This window comes from Pedobacter sp. MR2016-24 (assembly GCF_026239655.1).
Taxonomy (GTDB): Bacteria; Bacteroidota; Bacteroidia; order Sphingobacteriales; family Sphingobacteriaceae; genus Pedobacter.
Genome location: NZ_JAPIVO010000005.1, coordinates 221,318 through 238,084 on the forward strand (window position 1 = coordinate 221,318; position 16,767 = coordinate 238,084).

Annotated in this window: 15 protein-coding genes; 6 read left to right on the forward strand and 9 right to left on the reverse strand. The window is 39.9% G+C overall.

Features of this window, described 5'->3' with window-relative positions:
• Positions 1–5: 5 nt before the first annotated feature.
• The gene (locus OQX62_RS14970) at positions 6–443 is read right to left on the reverse strand and encodes a hypothetical protein (protein ID WP_265832378.1); all 438 of its coding nucleotides are present in this window, start codon (positions 441–443) and stop codon (positions 6–8) included.
• 170 nt (positions 444–613) lie between these two features.
• Here OQX62_RS14970 and OQX62_RS14975 point away from each other — a divergent pair, with 170 nt between their 5' ends.
• Positions 614–1,189, forward strand: coding sequence for a pentapeptide repeat-containing protein (locus OQX62_RS14975; RefSeq protein WP_265832379.1), 576 nt, complete (start codon positions 614–616; stop codon positions 1,187–1,189).
• Here OQX62_RS14975 and OQX62_RS14980 read toward each other — a convergent pair.
• The 4 genes from OQX62_RS14980 to OQX62_RS14995 all read right to left on the reverse strand — a co-directional run bounded on the left by OQX62_RS14980 (position 1,182) and on the right by OQX62_RS14995 (position 6,571).
• Positions 1,182–2,015 (reverse strand): DUF4349 domain-containing protein, encoded by an 834-nt coding sequence (locus OQX62_RS14980; protein WP_265832380.1) that lies wholly within the window; start codon positions 2,013–2,015, stop codon positions 1,182–1,184. The two genes, OQX62_RS14975 and OQX62_RS14980, sit on opposite strands and share 8 nt — an antisense overlap.
• 228 nt (positions 2,016–2,243) lie before the next feature.
• Positions 2,244–4,559, reverse strand: a complete 2,316-nt coding sequence (locus OQX62_RS14985) for a hypothetical protein (protein ID WP_265832381.1) — start codon at positions 4,557–4,559, stop codon at positions 2,244–2,246.
• Positions 4,489–5,403 carry a hypothetical protein gene (locus tag OQX62_RS14990; RefSeq protein WP_265832382.1) on the reverse strand — a complete coding sequence of 305 codons (915 nt, stop codon included), beginning with the start codon at positions 5,401–5,403 and terminating at the stop codon, positions 4,489–4,491. Before OQX62_RS14990 ends, OQX62_RS14985 begins: the two co-directional genes overlap by 71 nt.
• 148 nt (positions 5,404–5,551) lie before the next feature.
• A complete protein-coding gene (locus OQX62_RS14995) occupies positions 5,552–6,571 on the reverse strand; it encodes a Gfo/Idh/MocA family oxidoreductase (protein ID WP_265832383.1) in 1,020 nt (339 codons plus the stop codon).
• Positions 6,572–6,651: 80 nt separating this feature from the next.
• Here OQX62_RS14995 and rpiA point away from each other — a divergent pair, with 80 nt between their 5' ends.
• From rpiA to OQX62_RS15015, 4 genes are all read left to right on the forward strand, one after another.
• Positions 6,652–7,344 carry a ribose 5-phosphate isomerase A gene (gene rpiA, locus OQX62_RS15000; RefSeq protein WP_265832384.1) on the forward strand — a complete coding sequence of 231 codons (693 nt, stop codon included), beginning with the start codon at positions 6,652–6,654 and terminating at the stop codon, positions 7,342–7,344.
• Between the two features lie 74 nt (positions 7,345–7,418).
• On the forward strand, positions 7,419–9,197 hold the full coding sequence (locus OQX62_RS15005) for a DUF885 domain-containing protein (RefSeq protein ID WP_265832385.1): 1,779 nt from the start codon (positions 7,419–7,421) through the stop codon (positions 9,195–9,197).
• A gap of 4 nt (positions 9,198–9,201) precedes the next feature.
• Positions 9,202–10,989, forward strand: a complete 1,788-nt coding sequence (locus tag OQX62_RS15010; RefSeq protein ID WP_265832387.1) for a DUF885 domain-containing protein — start codon at positions 9,202–9,204, stop codon at positions 10,987–10,989.
• A 45-nt stretch (positions 10,990–11,034) separates the two neighbouring features.
• Positions 11,035–11,466, forward strand: coding sequence for a hypothetical protein (locus OQX62_RS15015; protein WP_265832388.1), 432 nt, complete (start codon positions 11,035–11,037; stop codon positions 11,464–11,466).
• Between the two features lie 86 nt (positions 11,467–11,552).
• Here OQX62_RS15015 and OQX62_RS15020 read toward each other — a convergent pair whose 3' ends face one another.
• From OQX62_RS15020 to OQX62_RS15035, 4 genes are all read right to left on the reverse strand, one after another.
• Positions 11,553–12,374, reverse strand: a complete 822-nt coding sequence (locus tag OQX62_RS15020) for a hypothetical protein (RefSeq protein WP_265832389.1) — start codon at positions 12,372–12,374, stop codon at positions 11,553–11,555.
• A 124-nt stretch (positions 12,375–12,498) separates the two neighbouring features.
• The gene (locus tag OQX62_RS15025) at positions 12,499–13,293 is read right to left on the reverse strand and encodes an NIPSNAP family protein (protein ID WP_265832391.1); all 795 of its coding nucleotides are present in this window, start codon (positions 13,291–13,293) and stop codon (positions 12,499–12,501) included.
• 71 nt (positions 13,294–13,364) lie between these two features.
• Positions 13,365–14,786 (reverse strand): glycoside hydrolase family 125 protein, encoded by a 1,422-nt coding sequence (locus OQX62_RS15030; protein WP_265832393.1) that lies wholly within the window; start codon positions 14,784–14,786, stop codon positions 13,365–13,367.
• Positions 14,787–15,191: 405 nt separating this feature from the next.
• On the reverse strand, positions 15,192–15,911 hold the full coding sequence (locus OQX62_RS15035; protein ID WP_265832394.1) for a DUF4198 domain-containing protein: 720 nt from the start codon (positions 15,909–15,911) through the stop codon (positions 15,192–15,194).
• 189 nt (positions 15,912–16,100) lie between these two features.
• Here OQX62_RS15035 and OQX62_RS15040 point away from each other — a divergent pair, with 189 nt between their 5' ends.
• Positions 16,101–16,712: a hypothetical protein gene (locus OQX62_RS15040; protein ID WP_265832395.1), complete on the forward strand. Its 612-nt coding sequence runs from the start codon at positions 16,101–16,103 to the stop codon at positions 16,710–16,712.
• The last annotated feature ends 55 nt before the right edge of the window (positions 16,713–16,767 follow it).

Genomic DNA, 16,767 nt, shown 5'->3' on the forward strand with positions numbered 1-16,767 from the left:
ATTATTTAACAGTAGTCATTCATGAAATCACCCTTAGCCCAGTTGCAGAGTACGTAGGTAAAAAAGGGAGGCAATTGGTAACCAGATAGCAGAACAGTATTGTAAACATTTTTCCTCAACATCGTATGGGGGTATGAGTGGGCATCTTTCTGATGTGGAACAGTAGCCATTTTTTTCAATATGTTATGGTTTAAATACCTTTCATCGATGCATTCCATTTCACAAAGTCTTTCCAGGATAGGTTGCACGTGCTGTTTAAAGGATATTCTCTCGGGTATACTAAAGAATTCTGTACGCTGATTAATGGGTAAGGAAGCGTTATCCTGTTGCGGATAATGGCTTTCTTCACACCCTGTTCCGGTCAGCGGATGCATGCGTAAACGCATGAGTTCTATGATCTCCTCTTCTGAAAAGGTTTTTGGCTGATTTGAAGTGTGCATCATTATTTTATTTATCTGAATCTTTGAAAAAAGGATTGATAACTCAAAGAAACAAGATAAGGGTGAGGAATGACAGAGGGTTTAAACCTAATGTAAAAAGCAGGTGTTTTTACCTGTATGGTGATATAGTTCTTTTGTTTATTCTATCTTTACAAAAAACAAAACACAAATAAATGGAACTGTCAGTACATGATAACAAAACTTTTGAAAAGGTAGTTTATGCAGAAAAAACAATCAAAGGCAGAGAGTTTCATGGCTGTACATTTATCAAGTGTGACTTTTCCAACAGCGATTTTTCTTATAATAAATTTGTGGACTGCATTTTTGAAGACTGTAATTTATCAATGATGAAATTCAACGGTACTACCTTAAGTAATGCGGAATTCAAAAGTTGCAAAATACTGGGGGTGAATTTTAGCGAGTGCCATGACTTTCTGTTTACGGTCCATTTCGATTCCTGCATTTTAGATTACGCTTCTTTTATGGGCAAAAAGATGCTGAAAACTAAGTTTGCCAAAACCTCACTTAAAGATGTAAGCTTTACCCAGGCCAATTTAGCAGGCTCGGTATTTGATCAGACGGATCTGTTGGGTGCCGTATTCAGTCAGACAGACCTCAGCTCAGCCAACCTGATCAATGCTTATAATTATTCCATTGATCCGGAGTTGAACATCATCAAAAAAGCGAGCTTCTCAGCACTGGGTATAGCTGGTTTATTGACAAAGTATCAGATTAAAATTGTTAGCTAACTTTGGTTCTGTATTGCCTGTAGACAAAATAACCTGCAGCAATCAGTAATAACAGCATCCATAAATTGGTCAGAATCAATATAAATTCTTTGAATATATCCCACCCGTTTTGAAAGCCGAGACCGAAGCGCTTAAAAAAATCAGGTCTGAAATCAGATAAGTTATCGTTTGATACCAGCATTTTAGTCACCGTATTTCCCTGGTAAAAATTAAGTGTGATCGTACTGTATTTTACCCTTCCCATGATATTCAGGTTTTCAATTTTACTGTCTACATACTGATTTTTCAAATCTAGCTTTGCCTGTACAGTACTGCTCTTTTTAGCAGGAAGGTCACCCAGCTGCTCCACTGCCTCAGCTTTATTGTTGTTCTTTAGCTGATTAGACAGGTAGGTACTACCCACATCATCCATTTTTAAAGATTGTGTATCAATGAATACGGCCATCTTTGCTACCTTGTTGGTAAACTCATCCAGTTTTTCTGAAGGAACTTTAGCGATCATAAAACCACCGGTACGGTAAGAGGTCAATTCCAGCAGGGAATCCGCTGAATATTTCACCTTCTCATTATTCTGGACTTCACTTTCTATGGAGAATTCGGCTACAAAACCACCCGTTGCAGTGACTACCTGACTTAACTGTTCTTTGGTTGACTGCACATTTTTTACCCTGAAGCGCATGTCTGCCGTCTTAATGATTTTTTCTGTCAGCGTCGTATCTGCTGTTTTGAGTGTCTCCATTTCATCCATGGACTCATGTGATCTTTTTTCATTACTGCAGCCCAAAGCCACTACTGCGATTACGCAGTAAATTAAATACTTTTTCATAAGGTTATATTTGAGTCGTAAAGGTTCAGAAGCCAAAAAAGGACTTCCTGGTTAAATTTTTAATTTTCCAGCTGATCATCATTTCATCAGGATAAATATTAACGCTTTTAACCTTAATACCATTTTGGTACTTTGGTAACCCTTCAACTTTCAATTAACAGAAATATTACAAAAAAAAAGCCCTGTAACCCTCTTGAATAGGGTTACAGGGCATATAAATTTAGCTGACTAACGTCTCTTACTTACATAAGTACTGAAATATCCGCATTCATTTAAAACTTCCCTGTAGTAATTCGTCTGACTGTACTGGCTCATCAGTTCGGCAAAGTATTTCCCTGTAGGAATCTTATCCAGTTGAAAGTACCAGGAGTTTCTGTTCTCTTCCGATTCCATCATCCTGTTGTACTCATTGTTATGGTCGCACTTACTGGCCATAAAGGTAAATTTGGCTTTCAGCTCTTTGGTTTTAGCATTCGTGCGGGCCAGCAGATAATATTTCTCAGCGATATGGTTATCTGTGTAAACATGCCTGAACGGCTCATCTATTCCCTGGACCATATCAGTAATACTACCAGTAATATCTGATTGGTAAAAGTAACGCGCATTTCCATAATGGGTAATATTATAATAGGCATTTGCCAGCAGCGCCGCATTTCTGGATACATCTTTCCCTGCAGTGAGCTGTGCTTTGATATTAATCATGGTCTCCAGAAAACTTTGAGCGGTATAGCGTGTTTTACCCGGAGCAGCATGATCACAGTCGTGACAGTCATTAATGCGGATATTGAAGGGGTTACCTAATAATAGCGTTGCATTGATACCTTCTGCTTTTTTCATCATGACTAGTGCCTGATCAAGTTTCTCCTGGTAGACCAGTTGTGTAGCTTGCAAATAATAAAGGTTTTCGATCTTCACATTACAGTAATTCAGCATGGCTATCTCAAAAGGCGACTTCTTAGGTTTCGCCAACAGGGTTTTCATGGCTTCAATTCTGGTATTGCTAAGATAAAATGCAGGATGCTGCTCAAAACAGTTGGATTTTACCAGATCACCCTGTTTTTTGTACAGCGCAGCAATCAGTTGCAGACTCTGATCTAATGCACGATGAAAACGAAGATCGGGTATAGCGTCTTTACCCTGACTTAATCGGTATAGCCAGGTCAAGGGCTCAGCCATTTTTGCCTCGGCTGCGGCGTCAATCTTCTTCAAATACTGCAAATACAATGTCCAGTCCAGAATTTTGTACTGCGCCAAAATGAGCTTATTGTCTTTCGGCAGTTGCTTTCTGGCCACGTTGTAAAATGTTTTTGCAGTAACATATTGGTGCGACAAAGCATTTAGATAACCGGCAGCTAAATTCCAGTAAAAAGGCTGGCGGGTTTTATTTTCTTTAGCAATATTCGCCACCAGCGAAATTTCTGTTTTCAGATCTATTGTTTTGTTTTTACTTTCTTCGTTTGAGTAAACGGGAGAAATACTTTGCTCTTTACTGTTAATGAGCCTGCTTAACAAAAGATCAAGCTTATCAGATTTAGGATTGATTGCGTAAATTTCTCTGATCGCCCTGACAGGATCCTGACTGATCCCCAGCAAATGCCATAGGGTGATTTTCTCCTCGCCATTTTGTGCCAGTTTCAATGTACCAGTCCAGTCCGACTCATTCTGCGGTCTAAAGCTCCATTTACTCGGAATCTTCATCTCAAAAGAATAGTTATAACACAGGCTATATAAATAGTTTGCCCTGGCAAATTCGCCGTGCTGGTAATAATATCCTGCAAGATAACCCATCGTACGGTAGTACATGATGTTTTTCGGAAACTGCGCTTCTTCCTGCGCAAAAAAGTCAGGTAGAGTTAGTTTGGGAGCAGTGTAGGCTGAGGATTCCTGTTTCTGCTGATAGTAATAATAACGCACCAGCTGGAACCATAAACGCTGCTTTACGAATACGTCTTTGGTTTGTGCATAAGCTGTAGTCAGCATATTTCCCAATTCAGCAGCAACAGCTTTTGGTTTTGGCTTTTCATCCCAATAGTTGTATTCCTGATTTACTGCATAACTTTCACAGGCTTTCGCCAAAGTTAAATAGGACAAAAATAAGTCTAACTGCTTCTCATCTGCATTGCTTTTGCTCAGGTCAGGCATGCCCGCAGGCAGGTCTTTTAATTTTCCTTTAAAATTACGGTATACTGAATCTGTAAAACCCTGACTGGATTTAATCAGTAAAGTATCCAATATCTGTCTGCCTACTTTTTTATCGAGATAGGCATACCAGTCATCCACAACTTGTTTATTAAACCTGGTATTGCCATTATCATTAAACTCACTCCCATAATAAGTGGTAGAACTCTCATAAAAAAAGGGAGAATACTGCGGGTCGACAAATGCCTCGGGTGTGAAACTGGAATTTTCATCATCATAATAGTCGCCCCCGCCACATGCCCATACGATGCCGGCTACGGTGATGGTTAACGCACTAAAAATGAGCAGAAACTTCCCTGATATCTTTTGCTTCAATAGCTGAAGCACTGATTGATGATAATTCATAATAAATAATATTTCTAGTCTTTAATTTTGCCAGGTGTTTACTTACCTGCGCTGCTGCTTCATTCAAATTATCTGTCGTAATTTCCTCCAGCTTGAAAACATCATTCTCCTTCACATAAACGCCAGACAGATAAAAGCTCTTAACAGCCCGGTATACCTCTTCGCTGGTATTCACAAAATAGTTTTTGTTGAGCAGCTGTACTTTTCCAATGCTGTTATTCACCCTTAATATTTTTCCGTTACGGATATGGATAGCCCATGAAAAAAACGGCAGCGCAACGTCCAAAGGTAATTTGTAATAAGGTAATGAAGAAATATATTTTTCTGCATCAGCAAAATTATAAATAGAATTCGGCTGTTTACTATTGGCAGAGATTTTACCCATGTTATAAAACATCAGCAACCCTTTGTCCACCGGCGGCACCCCTGTACGCTCGGGATATTTAACCTGATGCAGACGGATAGTTGCCTCCAGCTGCCTTTTATTCAATGATTTAAAAGATTTAAGAAAGGAAAAGTATTTGTCCCTGGTAGTCACCGACCAGTCGCAATCGATTTGCACCTGCGTATACCGGATATTGTTTTTTGCCGCAATGCGGTTGATCAGCTGATTCACATTTTTAGTTAAGCTATCAATTCCCGCTACATTGATATGCTGGAAAGTTTTATTGGTGATATATACCACCGGAGTGATATTTAACCGGCCAGCGTCCTGCCTGATATCAACCTGTGCATTGGGAATGACTTCATTTTTTTCCTCATTCCATACTACATCGAAAAATCGAAGATACACTTTGTTCTGTGCGGTTTGCTGCAGCAGGTCTGCGGCTTTCTGATCTAACAAAAAAGACGTTTTCCAATAATAAAATGCAGTATTTGCAGAAGACTGTTTCTTTTTACAACCTGAGCAAAAAAAGATCAGGACACAGCAAAAAATCAATACAACATCAATCCTGTTAACCGTACTACCATTATGTATTAATCCATTATTCTCAACTGTCATGCGTAAGAATAATGATCTGCTGAAGAATCTGATCCTGGCTTACCGGATAGGGTGCCCCATTCCTGATGGTCTGGTATACGGCTTCAAATAAGTTCAGATAAGTCGACTTTACGGTTGGAATCGATACTTGCGTTTTATCGCCATTTTCCGCGATCTGTGTCAACAGCCCCTCCTTCCCCGGAGCTTCAATTCCAAATGACGGATGGTTCGGATGCATGTCTGCAAGCAATTGCTGCTCCTGTATATCTGAACGCTCTTTAACATATGATCCCCGTGTACCGTTAAGAATAAATGCAGGCTGTACATCGGCAACCAGCATGCTGATGGTGATAAATACCTGTACGTGACCAGGGTATTTTAAATGAATATGTGCATAATCATCTACTTGTGTACCAGGGCGATAATGTCCAAGCGTTTTGGTCCATTCCAGTGGATTACCGAAAAGCTCCAAAACCATATCCAGCATATGCGGTCCCAGATCAAATAACAATCCGCTTCCAGGCATGGGTGTTTCTTTGGCTACTTTGGGTCCTATGCCATAACGGTACCTGTCATAACGCAAATGTGCTTCTACCATCCTCCCTAGTTTTCCCGAAGCCAGCACTTCCTTTACGGATAAAAAATCGCTATCATAACGGCGGTTTTGATAAGGTAAAATATAAAGACCTGCTGCTGCAGCTTCCGCGAACAAAATTTCTGCCTCTTCGCTGGTCACCGCGAAAGGTTTTTCTATCAATACATTTTTACCCGCACGCAGTGCTTTCAGTGCAAACTCGAAGTGTGTATAGTTAGGCGTATTGACAACAACCAGTTCTAAATCAGAATTTTCCATTAATTCTTCTACTGAGTTGTAACTGATAATATCAGGAAAACGAAGGTGGGCTTTCTTTTCAGACCGCTCTGCAACTGCCATCAGATTGAATCCGGGATGTGCGTCTAAAAACGGTGAATGAAAAAGTTTCCCGGACATTCCGAAGGATAATATTCCAGTATTTATAGGTTTTTGCATATGTAAAGCTATAAAATGCGGCTGTCTTTTATAGCAATACCCGTTATTTTTACGAAATTTACTATCCTAAATTTATTCAGATGCGTGATTATAAAATGGAAGCAGCTTTAGCTGCAGTAGAATTTATAAAAGAAAATCAGACGATTGGTCTTGGAGCCGGAACGACCATCTTCCACCTGACAGACCTGCTCTGCAGTAATCCCGGACGGGCGAAAACGCTGACCTTTGTCTCTTCTTCATTTAAAACACGTAATTACCTGTATAAAAAAGGCTTAAAAATACAGTCCTCAGCATTTACGGAAAATCTGGATATCTATTTTGATGGTTGTGACCAGTTCGACAAAGCGCTGAATGCGCTTAAAAGTGGCGGCGGCATCCATACCAGTGAAAAGGTTCTTGCCAGTATGGCTACAGAATTTATCCTGATTGGTGATGATGGGAAATCAGTAGCAGCACTGGACCATACTTATCCATTGGTGATAGAAATACTTCCGGAAGCATTGCCGCTGGTACTCAGCAAAATTGCCTTTCTGTATCCGGAGAGTAATGTTACGCTGAGGATGAGCAGTGAAAAAGACGGGGCATTGATTTCGGATAATGGAAATTTGCTGGCGGATATAAAATTCCCTGTTTTACCCCCATTGGCAGAATTAAATGTGAGCATTAAAATGATACCCGGTATTGTAGAACATTCTTTGTTTTATGGACTGGCGACTAAAGCGGTTATCGCAGGTAAACAAGGTATTACTATGATGGAGCCACAAAGAAGCTGAATTGAATAACAATTTCAATTGTTATTTGTATTCTTAAGCAGGTTTCATTAGATTTAATTACCTAAACCCAACTAATGAAACAATTAATTTACGCCTTAATACTTACAGGTGCAGTTACCGCTTGTAAACAAAAAGATCATCAAACCGGACAAAAGAAGGATCAGCATTTCGACAAGTTATGTGACGCCTATTACGAAGAGGGGCTGAAGCTCTTTCCTATAGGTGCAACTTATGCAGGCGATACCAGATATAATGATCTTTTGCCTAATGACGGTTCTGCTGCTTTTCAGCATGAGGTGAAAGCTTATTATACCAAATACCTGGATAGCCTTAAACACTACGACCGTAGCGGCCTGGACGTAAATGACCAGCTTTCTTACGATGTCTTAAAGGACCAGGCAGAAATAAGCCTGGAAGGGCTTAAGTTTCATTTAGAATATTTCCCATTTAACCAGATGTTCTCACTGCCGCTAACCATAGGTCAGCTGGGTTCCGGAACTGGTGCCCAGCCATTTAAGACAGTGAAAGACTATGAAGACTGGTTAAAACGTATCTCTGCATTTACTGTATGGGCAGATACTGCCATTGGTAATTTCAAAAAAGGGATGCAGGCCGGCATGGTATTTCCAAAATCCCTGGTGGTAAAAACCTACCCTCAGATGTATAGTATGGTGGTAACCGATCCTGCAAAAAGTATTTTCTACGGCCCTATCACGCGTATGCCGAAAGATTTCACTGCTGCTGACAGAAGCAGGTTTACCGAAGCCTACAAAAAAGCAATTCTTACACAGCTTGTTCCTGCTTACAAAAGATTGGGAGACTTCCTTAAAAATGATTACCTGCCTGAAGCGAGACTAACTGATGGCATTTCCTCCTTACCAGGTGGAACGGAGATTTATGCTTATCTGGTCAAACAACAAACTACTACCCTGAAAAAACCGGAAGAAATTTACCAGACAGGTTTACAGGAAGTTGCCCGTATCAAGGGACAAATGGACAGTATTAAAAATCAGGCAGGCTTTAAAGGAGACCTGAAAGCTTTTTTTGACTACATGAAAACTGATCCGAAGTTTATGCCTTACCAAACGGCCAAAGAGGTACTTGATGCTTTTGAAAATATACACCAACGGATGGAACCACAGTTAAAGTCAATGTTTAAAAATGTTCCTAAAACACCTTTTGAAATCAGACAGACTGAAGCCTTCAGGGCCGCATCCGCCAGTGCAGAGTACAATCAGGGTTCGGCAGACGGAAAAAGACCGGGTATATTTTATGTGCCGATACTTGATGCTAAAAAATTCAACACGACCTCAGGCATGGAATCATTGTTCCTGCATGAAGCAATCCCTGGTCACCATTACCAGATCTCACTAACACAGGAAAACACCAGCTTGCCGAAGTTCCGCAGATTTGGCATACACAACGCTTATGTAGAAGGATGGGCGCTTTATTGCGAATCCTTAGGTAAGGAACTAGGCTTGTACGCAGACCCTTATCAGCATATGGGGGCACTGGGTGACGAAATGCACAGGGCAGTTAGGCTGGTAGTTGATGTTGCAATCCATACAAAAAACATGAGCAGAGCAGAGGCTATCAAATATATGATGGACAATGAAGCCATTACAGAGGAAGGCGCAACGGCAGAAATTGAACGTTATATGGCTATCCCTGCGCAGGCACTGGGCTATAAAACCGGTGCAATGAAAATCCGCGAGTTAAGAACCCGGTATGAAAAAGAATTGGGTACCAGATTTAAGCTTTCGGACTTCCATGAACAGGTACTGAAAGACGGATCATTGCCACTGGGTGTCTTCGAAAATAAAATGAACACCTGGGCTGAGCATATAAAATAGAAATATGAGAACTAACAAACACCCACTACTAAACCTGGCCACCATTGCTGTATTCTTCTTATCGGCAGGTAATATAAAAGCACAGATAAAGACAGCAGAAAATTCCCCGGCATGGGTAAGTAAGTCTGACAAGTATACACAACAGCTGATAGATCTGGATATTAAATATTCTCCTGAATATGGTTCATCCCAGGGATTAGCTAAATATGATACACAGATATCGGTTCCAACGCTGGCAACTCAGCTGGCGGAAAGAAAAGAAAAAGAAGCCCTGGTCATTCGTTTTCTTGCAGCTGTAAAAATAGAAAAAGAAACACCAGTTATACAGGATTTAAATATTCTGGTGAATAGCATGAAACTGAACTTTCGTCAGCAGGATTTTGAAACGAAAAGACAGGTACCTTTTCACAATGCATCTTCATTAATTTACAGCGGATTGCAAATATTGCTGGATGACCAGACACCTGCAGAAAGGCGGGCTGCAGCTGTAACCCGAATCAGAAAATACGCCGGGATGGAAAAGGGATATCAACCGATTACAGATTTGCTCAAAGCCAGGGTAATAAAGCAGATTGCAGGAAAGGACATGATTTATCCTTCGAGACAGCAAATGGAAACTGAACTTTCCCGCAATGCGAGTATTGTAAATGGTATTTCAGAATTGTGCCAGAAATATAAATTGAGCGGGTGGGAAAAGCCCTATGCCGAATTGAAGAAACAACTGGAGGAATATGATCTATGGGTACGTGATCATGTATTAATTAAGGCCAGAAAAGATTTCAGACTGCCCCCTGAGGAATATGCGATGGCATTAGAAGGTTACGGAATTAACATTCCGCCGGCTGAGATTGCTCAAATGGCACATATTGCTTTTACAGCCATACAAAACGAGATGAAGCCTATAGCTGAAGAAATTGCAAAAAAACGTAACTTCAGTTCGACTGATTACAGAGCTGTGATTGCCGAACTTAAAAAGGAACAAATCCATGGAGATTCCATCATCCCGCTTTATGAGCGTCATTTAAAAGATATTGAAGAAATCATCCGCCAGCATCAATTGGTTACGCTCCCCGACCGACCAGCGATCATTCGCCTGGCCACTGCAGCAGAAACGGCACAGTCGCCCGCCCCTCACATGGTCCCTCCCCCGTTTTTAAACAATACTGGCCAGCGTGGTGTATTTGTACTCCCGTTGAACATGCCTGCGGCACCGGGAGAAAAGAATCCAAATAAATATGACGATTTCACCTTTGACGCGGCATCCTGGACAATTACTGCACACGAGGCCAGACCAGGTCACGAACTGCAATTTGACAAGATGGTAGAAGAAGGTGTATCTAAGGCACGTGCTATTTATGCTTTCAATTCTACGAATGCAGAAGGCTGGGGTCTGTATTCAGAATATATAACCCGACCATACATGCCACTTGAAGGTCAGTTGGTATCGCTCGACTACCGTCTACTACGCGCAGCACGCGCTTTTCTGGATCCTGAATTACAGGCAGGAAAAATTACCCAGCAGCAGGCGCTTGAGGTATTGACTCAGGAAGTGGTACAATCAAAGGCCTTCGCACAACAGGAGGTAGAACGTTATACGATCAAGGCACCCGGACAGGCAAATAGCTACTTCTATGGATTTACAAAAATGCTGGCTTTAAGAAAAGATACAGAACAAGCTTTAGGTACCAAATTTCAGGCTTTAAAATTCCATGATTTTATCTTATCCCAAGGATTATTGCCACCAGCCCTCATAAGGGACGCGGTAATGAAAGAATTTGTCCCAAAACAGTAATAATACCAATTTAATTGACTATATTTATAGTCAATTAAATTAATTATGGATTATAACGAATATTACGAAGCCCTTTTGGCTGAAGTAGAGCGAACAACGGTAATGCTAAAGGGTTACGATGATTTGGATGAATACTTTTTGAACGCAGTGAGCAACAGGGTAACTTATGAATCTTATGTGCTTAGTTCTCTTCCGGTTGGCATATCTGATATCATTTATATCCTGACCTCTGGAAGCATGTCTATCACGTTCGACTTCGAATTACGTAATACACTTAAAAATAATACCAGATTGTTATATGCTAAAAAAGTGCTTGCACTCATGCAGAACAACAGAGAGAAAATCATTGAGATATTCACAACGCTTACCGGCATGTCAAATAGTGATTTATTGATCAGACTAAGAACAGATATCAATAATGATCTGATTAAAAATGAAGAAAGACTAGAGCGTTTAAGACAGCTCCTGAGAAGATAAGTATACAATTAATGATTAAAGCCTGTTAAAAATAAGTTCTGAACTTATTTTTAACAGGCTTTAATTTTATAAGATAACAGACGTTTTTAGCCGAGGTCACCTCCATCAATAATCCTGTTATCATCGGGATTGGCTTTTAGGAAAGAAATACCTTTTGCATTTTTCTGCCAGCTGTAATTGTCCTGAATATATTTAAACATATATTCGGCAACCTTCGGTGCTTTTCCTGACAACGGTTGCGTGAATACCTCACCTGTAGGATAATGAACCTCATATAGTGCGTCAGACACCAGAAATACAAAGGTTTTCTTATCAGGTGAGTTGATCAGATGTATTCCCTGAATCCTTTCTTTAGGATCCTGTCTTTTCATGAAGTAAACCCTGGCATCTACTGTGGTAACAAAAAAATCATTCCGAATCAGATATCCTGATCGTCCTACTTTATGTATGCCTTTCACCAAACGATTGTCCTGGTTGTTGCTGGTTGACGGTCTGTAGAAATTCACGACTTCTACCTTTCCGCTTTTTAGCGCAATCAGATAAAAAGGCGAACCAAGTCCGGTACTATTGGCAAGTTCAACAATTACTGCTGTCTTTTGCGTATTGACAAACTCTACCGTCGAAAATGCTGAAGAACCAGAATTTTTGTCAGTCATATTGGTTTGTATGCGGACCGTGGTATCCCCCACCTTTATTCCATACCATACTTTAGCTTCTTTATTATCCTTATTAACTGAATCCGGATCCGTACTTTTAAAGACCGTTAGTTTGCCTTTTGATTCGTCAGCAAAATCATTAAAGCTCTCATTTGCTGTCAATACCCTTGGGGTATAAGTTTTTACATTTTCTTTTTGCTCACACCCCATGAAGACGAATGCGAATAATAACGCGTATATTCCTGATTTCATAATTTATTTAACTCAGAAAAGGCAATCAAAGAACAAGCCAAAACATGCATTCTACTCATCCTATCATACATTTTACAAAATCTTCATATTAACATCATACGAAAACAGCTCAATTTACCATTTTCTATAAATCTGAATAGGTAGCGGGAGTTAACAGCTGAACATCAGCTTTCGACATATTATGCTGATACTCAGGCAAAGCAGAAATTGTTTTCCATTTGGCATCATTTCCAAACACCTTCCAGTGCTCATCTCTTGCTGCTTTATTATTATAAGCTGTCATGTACATCAGGTTCGGCATATGACTTCCCGCCAGAACCTCGCCATAGAATACCGGCTGACTTCCTATACGGGTAAATATTTCCATTTCATCTTTATTGAACATGGTAACTTTATTCTCATACAATCTTTCGGTAGCACTTTCATAACTGCGCAATTCAAAAATTTGTTCGTTTTTGGTAGTCGTAAATACTGGCTTCTTAAATACAGGCATACCAGCAAAGGCCTCCATCAAAATAGATTCTTTTCTCAGGTATGGAGGATTATCGAATTTAGCATTCAGATAGTCTGCTCCTTCCGCCGAAAGCTTCCTGTCTTTTCTGGTGACCTGGGAGAACTGGTGGAAATCTTTTAAAGAGCGATGAATCAGCAGGACATATATTCGCTTGTCGCTTGCTGTATCAATATTTACCGTCTTAAAAATACCTACCTGCGGAATTCCGGCACGATGAGCAGCAGGCAGATAGGCAGCAGATAAATATTTATCTACGCGCTCTTCCTGCAGTTTATCCTTTACATGGTAAATGATCAATTGATAAAACTGTCTTGCCGGAGCCGCTGCAAATGAAGATATGGTGAAATATCCCATGCAGAAAAAAAGACTTAAAAATTTGCCGGAGAATAGTGGAGTTGATTTCATATTTGAATTAAATAAAACAGCCGCCTGTAATACAAGGCGGCTGGCAGAAAGTTCTGAATTAATTTGTAAAATTAAGAATTTAATAATTCAGGCATTTCATGGTATGTTTTCCAAAGCAGTTCACCAAATAAGGTATTGGACCACGCGAACCATGCTCTTGAGAATTTAGCAGGATTGTCTTTATGAAAAGATTCGTGCATAAAACCTGTGCCTGCATGTGTATTCTGCAAAGTTTTAATACAGTATTTTATCTCTTCTTTATCTTTTGATGTCAGTCCTCTGATAGTTAAACTCATTGGCCAGATCATATCCTGTCCTACATGCGGCCCACCTATTCCTTCTGCAGCAGAGCCTTTAAAGAAGTATGGGTTATCTGACGAAAGTACGAACTTCCTTGTGTTAACATAAATCGGATCACTCGCATCCAAAGCTCCTAAATAAGGTAAAGCAAGTAAACTAGGCACGTTCGCATCATCCATCAGGTAATTACTTCCAAACCCGTCGACTTCAAATGCGTAGATCTTACCATATTTGGGATGTGCTACAATGGCATATTTCTGTATTGCTGCTGCTACTTCTTCAGCCAGTGTAAGTAATTCTGCTGAAAGTGCATCCTCACCAGTTATACCTTTAATCATCTCAGCTGCCTGTTTCAATGAACTTACAGCAAAAAAGTTAGATGGAATTAAGAAAGGGAATATCGTTGCATCATCACTTGGACGAAATGCTGAGCAAATAAGACCTACCGGATTTACCGGGAAGCCATATCCATGCATAGGTTGCGTGTCAGTCGGCTGCGTAGTTTCACGCTGGAAATGATAAGGTCCAGGACCGGTTTTACGTTGCTGTTCTTTAAAAACCTTTAGGATAGCTACAATTGAATTTTTCCATTCTGTATCAAAAGGCTGTTTGTCGCCTGTTTTTTTCCAGTAATGGTAAGCCAGGCGAATTGGATAACACAAAGAATCAATTTCCCATTTCCGCTCATGTACACCAGACTGCATATCCGTTTTATCCGTTTTCCACTCTCCTACTTTTTCGGCATCACCATAAAAAGCATTGGCATAAGGATCTTTAAGTATACATTTTACCTGGTGTGATATTACGCCGGAGATCAGATTCTTCAATGCTTTGTCCTCATTCACAAACTGAAGATATGGCCATACCTGCGCAGAGCTGTCGCGCAGCCACATGGCATCGATATCGCCTGTAATTACATAGGTATCAGGTTTACCATTAATCTCTTTGTAATAAACGGTGGTGTCTAAAGTATTTGGAAAACAATTCTCAAATAGCCAGCTGAGTTCTGGATTTTTGACTTTAGACTGGAAAGTCTTAATTGCTGCGTTGACTGACTTACTTTGAAAATGACGTTTGGCAGCTGCGACTCTAACAATCGGGAACTGATCCGGTGCGGCAGCAAAGGAAACTTTGGAGGCCAATAATCCTGCTCCTAAAATGCCTGTGTTTCTAAGAAATATTCTTCTTTTCATTAAGCTTGATATTATTATTCAATCGCCATATAGGCTGTTAATTATGCAATGTAATGGATATGTGTTACAATATCGCCAGCATTTGTTTTTAGCTGTAAGAATTTATTGATATTCATATTTGGTTTATTATTCAGCAAATCAATTTTTTACTAGCCCGCATCTCAATAGCTAAAAAAAAATAAAGTGGCTTTAAGCTATTCATAAAATGATTTAGCAATATACAAATCTTCTGCTTTATCTTGTAACGTAATATTAATGTTGCACGATAAGAGTGAATTACACAACTGTCCGTCAGGAAAAAAACAACGGGTAAATATTAAATGCGCCCGTTCCGGGCGCACAAAAAAAACGGTAGCCATCTGGCTACCGTTTTCTACAATTGTCAATCTTAAATTGAGTCTCTGATTATTTCACTTCGAAACTGTGCGTAGAACCCTGCCATAAAGATTCATAATCCTGTCCGTCAGCAGATCCTTTTTTCTTCTGGAAATCTGATACTTCGATTACATACCTTCCTGGCCAAAGCGGCGTGAATTCAGCAATTCCCTCTTTGTTTGTTTTCAATACCACAGACCATCCTGCTGGTGAAAATACATTCACTGTAGCATCCGCCTTTAAACTGCCATTGTGCAACGCCTTCAATTTCACCGGCGAATTGGCCTTATACTTTATACCTGCGGCAGGATAAATTTTCAGTTCATTACTGATCGCTTCGCCGTCAATATCAGCAGCTGTTTTTCCAACGGTGACAGTTGCACTGCTCAGGAAATGGTACTTTGTTGTGCCCGCAAGATCTTTAGCAGGATGACTCACCAATAAAGTATACTGACCATCTTTTGATGGTGTAAACGATGCGGAAGCCACATTATCACCAAGTGTAGTCGCTAATTTAATTTTTTGTTTATCAGGGCCTACTAACCATAGCGTAAGTTCTTTAACGTCAGAATACCATTTACCGGTTTCATCACGTTCGTTCTCCGCATATTCACCATAATATACTTTGACCTGCTGTGCCTGACCAACTTTGCCAGAAGAATTTGTCTCGATCCATAAAGCATGTGCCGATAAATTAGCCGCGAAAAACAGGCCGGCCAGTGTAAATAGTAATGATTTAAAATATTTCATATGTTTAATTTAGGTTACATTTCTCCTTCTCTTAAGGATGCTCACAAATATATATGTTATTTAGAATAAATCCAGACAAAAAGCAATTTATTCAGCACATCACCTTATCAGCCATGGTTAATTATTGTTAAAATTTATTCAGATAACAAATTAAATTAAATATATTAGTCCAAGTGTAAATTAACCAAAATGAACCGCAAACGAATCTTGTTTATACTCTTCTTATTGAGTCCCACATTTATATGCACTGCGCAAAAAATCGTCAGCGCTAAATTCCTGATATCTGATACGAAAAAAGGCATTGGGGCAATTGAGTTATACCTGGACAATTACCAGGTAGTAGGCATAAACAGTAACGGAGAAATAGCCTATATAGATGGCGAGGAAAGGGAGAATAATTTTGGTGACGTAGAGTATGAGGGGCAGTTTGACAAAAATGGTGTTCAGACCAGACCAAAAAATGGTAAAAACCTGAAGGTGACTTATTATGACCAATGGGATATGCATGATCCTCAGGGTAAGATCAAAACAATCGGCAACATCACATTCACTTATTACAATAAGTTTGATATGCATGATACATTTGGCACTTTAAAATCAATAGGAAACATTCCGGTCACCTATTATGGAGTATTCGACATGCATGATCCTAAAGGGAAAGTGAAATCTATAGGTGCTGTACAAATCAAATATTTTAACGCATTTGATGACAAGCGTCTTTATGGAAGAATCAAAAGTATAAAAGGCAACAGCAAAGCTGTTTTCGTCAGGAAAATGACTGACAGGGACAAGCCTGAATAGCAATACAGGTCAGAAAAAAAACCACTGCATTTTATTGCAGTGGCTGATCTTCAAA

What these genes read in the sequence shown, in the direction of transcription:
- OQX62_RS14970 (WP_265832378.1), bottom strand. Translation starts at nt 443, where the DNA reads ATGATGCACACTTCAAATCAGCCAAAAACCTTTTCAGAAGAGGAGATC.
- OQX62_RS14975 (WP_265832379.1), top strand. Translation starts at nt 614, where the DNA reads ATGGAACTGTCAGTACATGATAACAAAACTTTTGAAAAGGTAGTTTAT.
- OQX62_RS14980 (WP_265832380.1), bottom strand. Translation starts at nt 2,015, where the DNA reads ATGAAAAAGTATTTAATTTACTGCGTAATCGCAGTAGTGGCTTTGGGC.
- OQX62_RS14985 (WP_265832381.1), bottom strand. Translation starts at nt 4,559, where the DNA reads ATGAATTATCATCAATCAGTGCTTCAGCTATTGAAGCAAAAGATATCA.
- OQX62_RS14995 (WP_265832383.1), bottom strand. Translation starts at nt 6,571, where the DNA reads ATGCAAAAACCTATAAATACTGGAATATTATCCTTCGGAATGTCCGGG.
- rpiA (WP_265832384.1), top strand. Translation starts at nt 6,652, where the DNA reads ATGCGTGATTATAAAATGGAAGCAGCTTTAGCTGCAGTAGAATTTATA.
- OQX62_RS15005 (WP_265832385.1), top strand. Translation starts at nt 7,419, where the DNA reads ATGAAACAATTAATTTACGCCTTAATACTTACAGGTGCAGTTACCGCT.
- OQX62_RS15010 (WP_265832387.1), top strand. Translation starts at nt 9,202, where the DNA reads ATGAGAACTAACAAACACCCACTACTAAACCTGGCCACCATTGCTGTA.
- OQX62_RS15015 (WP_265832388.1), top strand. Translation starts at nt 11,035, where the DNA reads ATGGATTATAACGAATATTACGAAGCCCTTTTGGCTGAAGTAGAGCGA.
- OQX62_RS15020 (WP_265832389.1), bottom strand. Translation starts at nt 12,374, where the DNA reads ATGAAATCAGGAATATACGCGTTATTATTCGCATTCGTCTTCATGGGG.
- OQX62_RS15025 (WP_265832391.1), bottom strand. Translation starts at nt 13,293, where the DNA reads ATGAAATCAACTCCACTATTCTCCGGCAAATTTTTAAGTCTTTTTTTC.
- OQX62_RS15030 (WP_265832393.1), bottom strand. Translation starts at nt 14,786, where the DNA reads ATGAAAAGAAGAATATTTCTTAGAAACACAGGCATTTTAGGAGCAGGA.
- OQX62_RS15035 (WP_265832394.1), bottom strand. Translation starts at nt 15,911, where the DNA reads ATGAAATATTTTAAATCATTACTATTTACACTGGCCGGCCTGTTTTTC.
- OQX62_RS15040 (WP_265832395.1), top strand. Translation starts at nt 16,101, where the DNA reads ATGAACCGCAAACGAATCTTGTTTATACTCTTCTTATTGAGTCCCACA.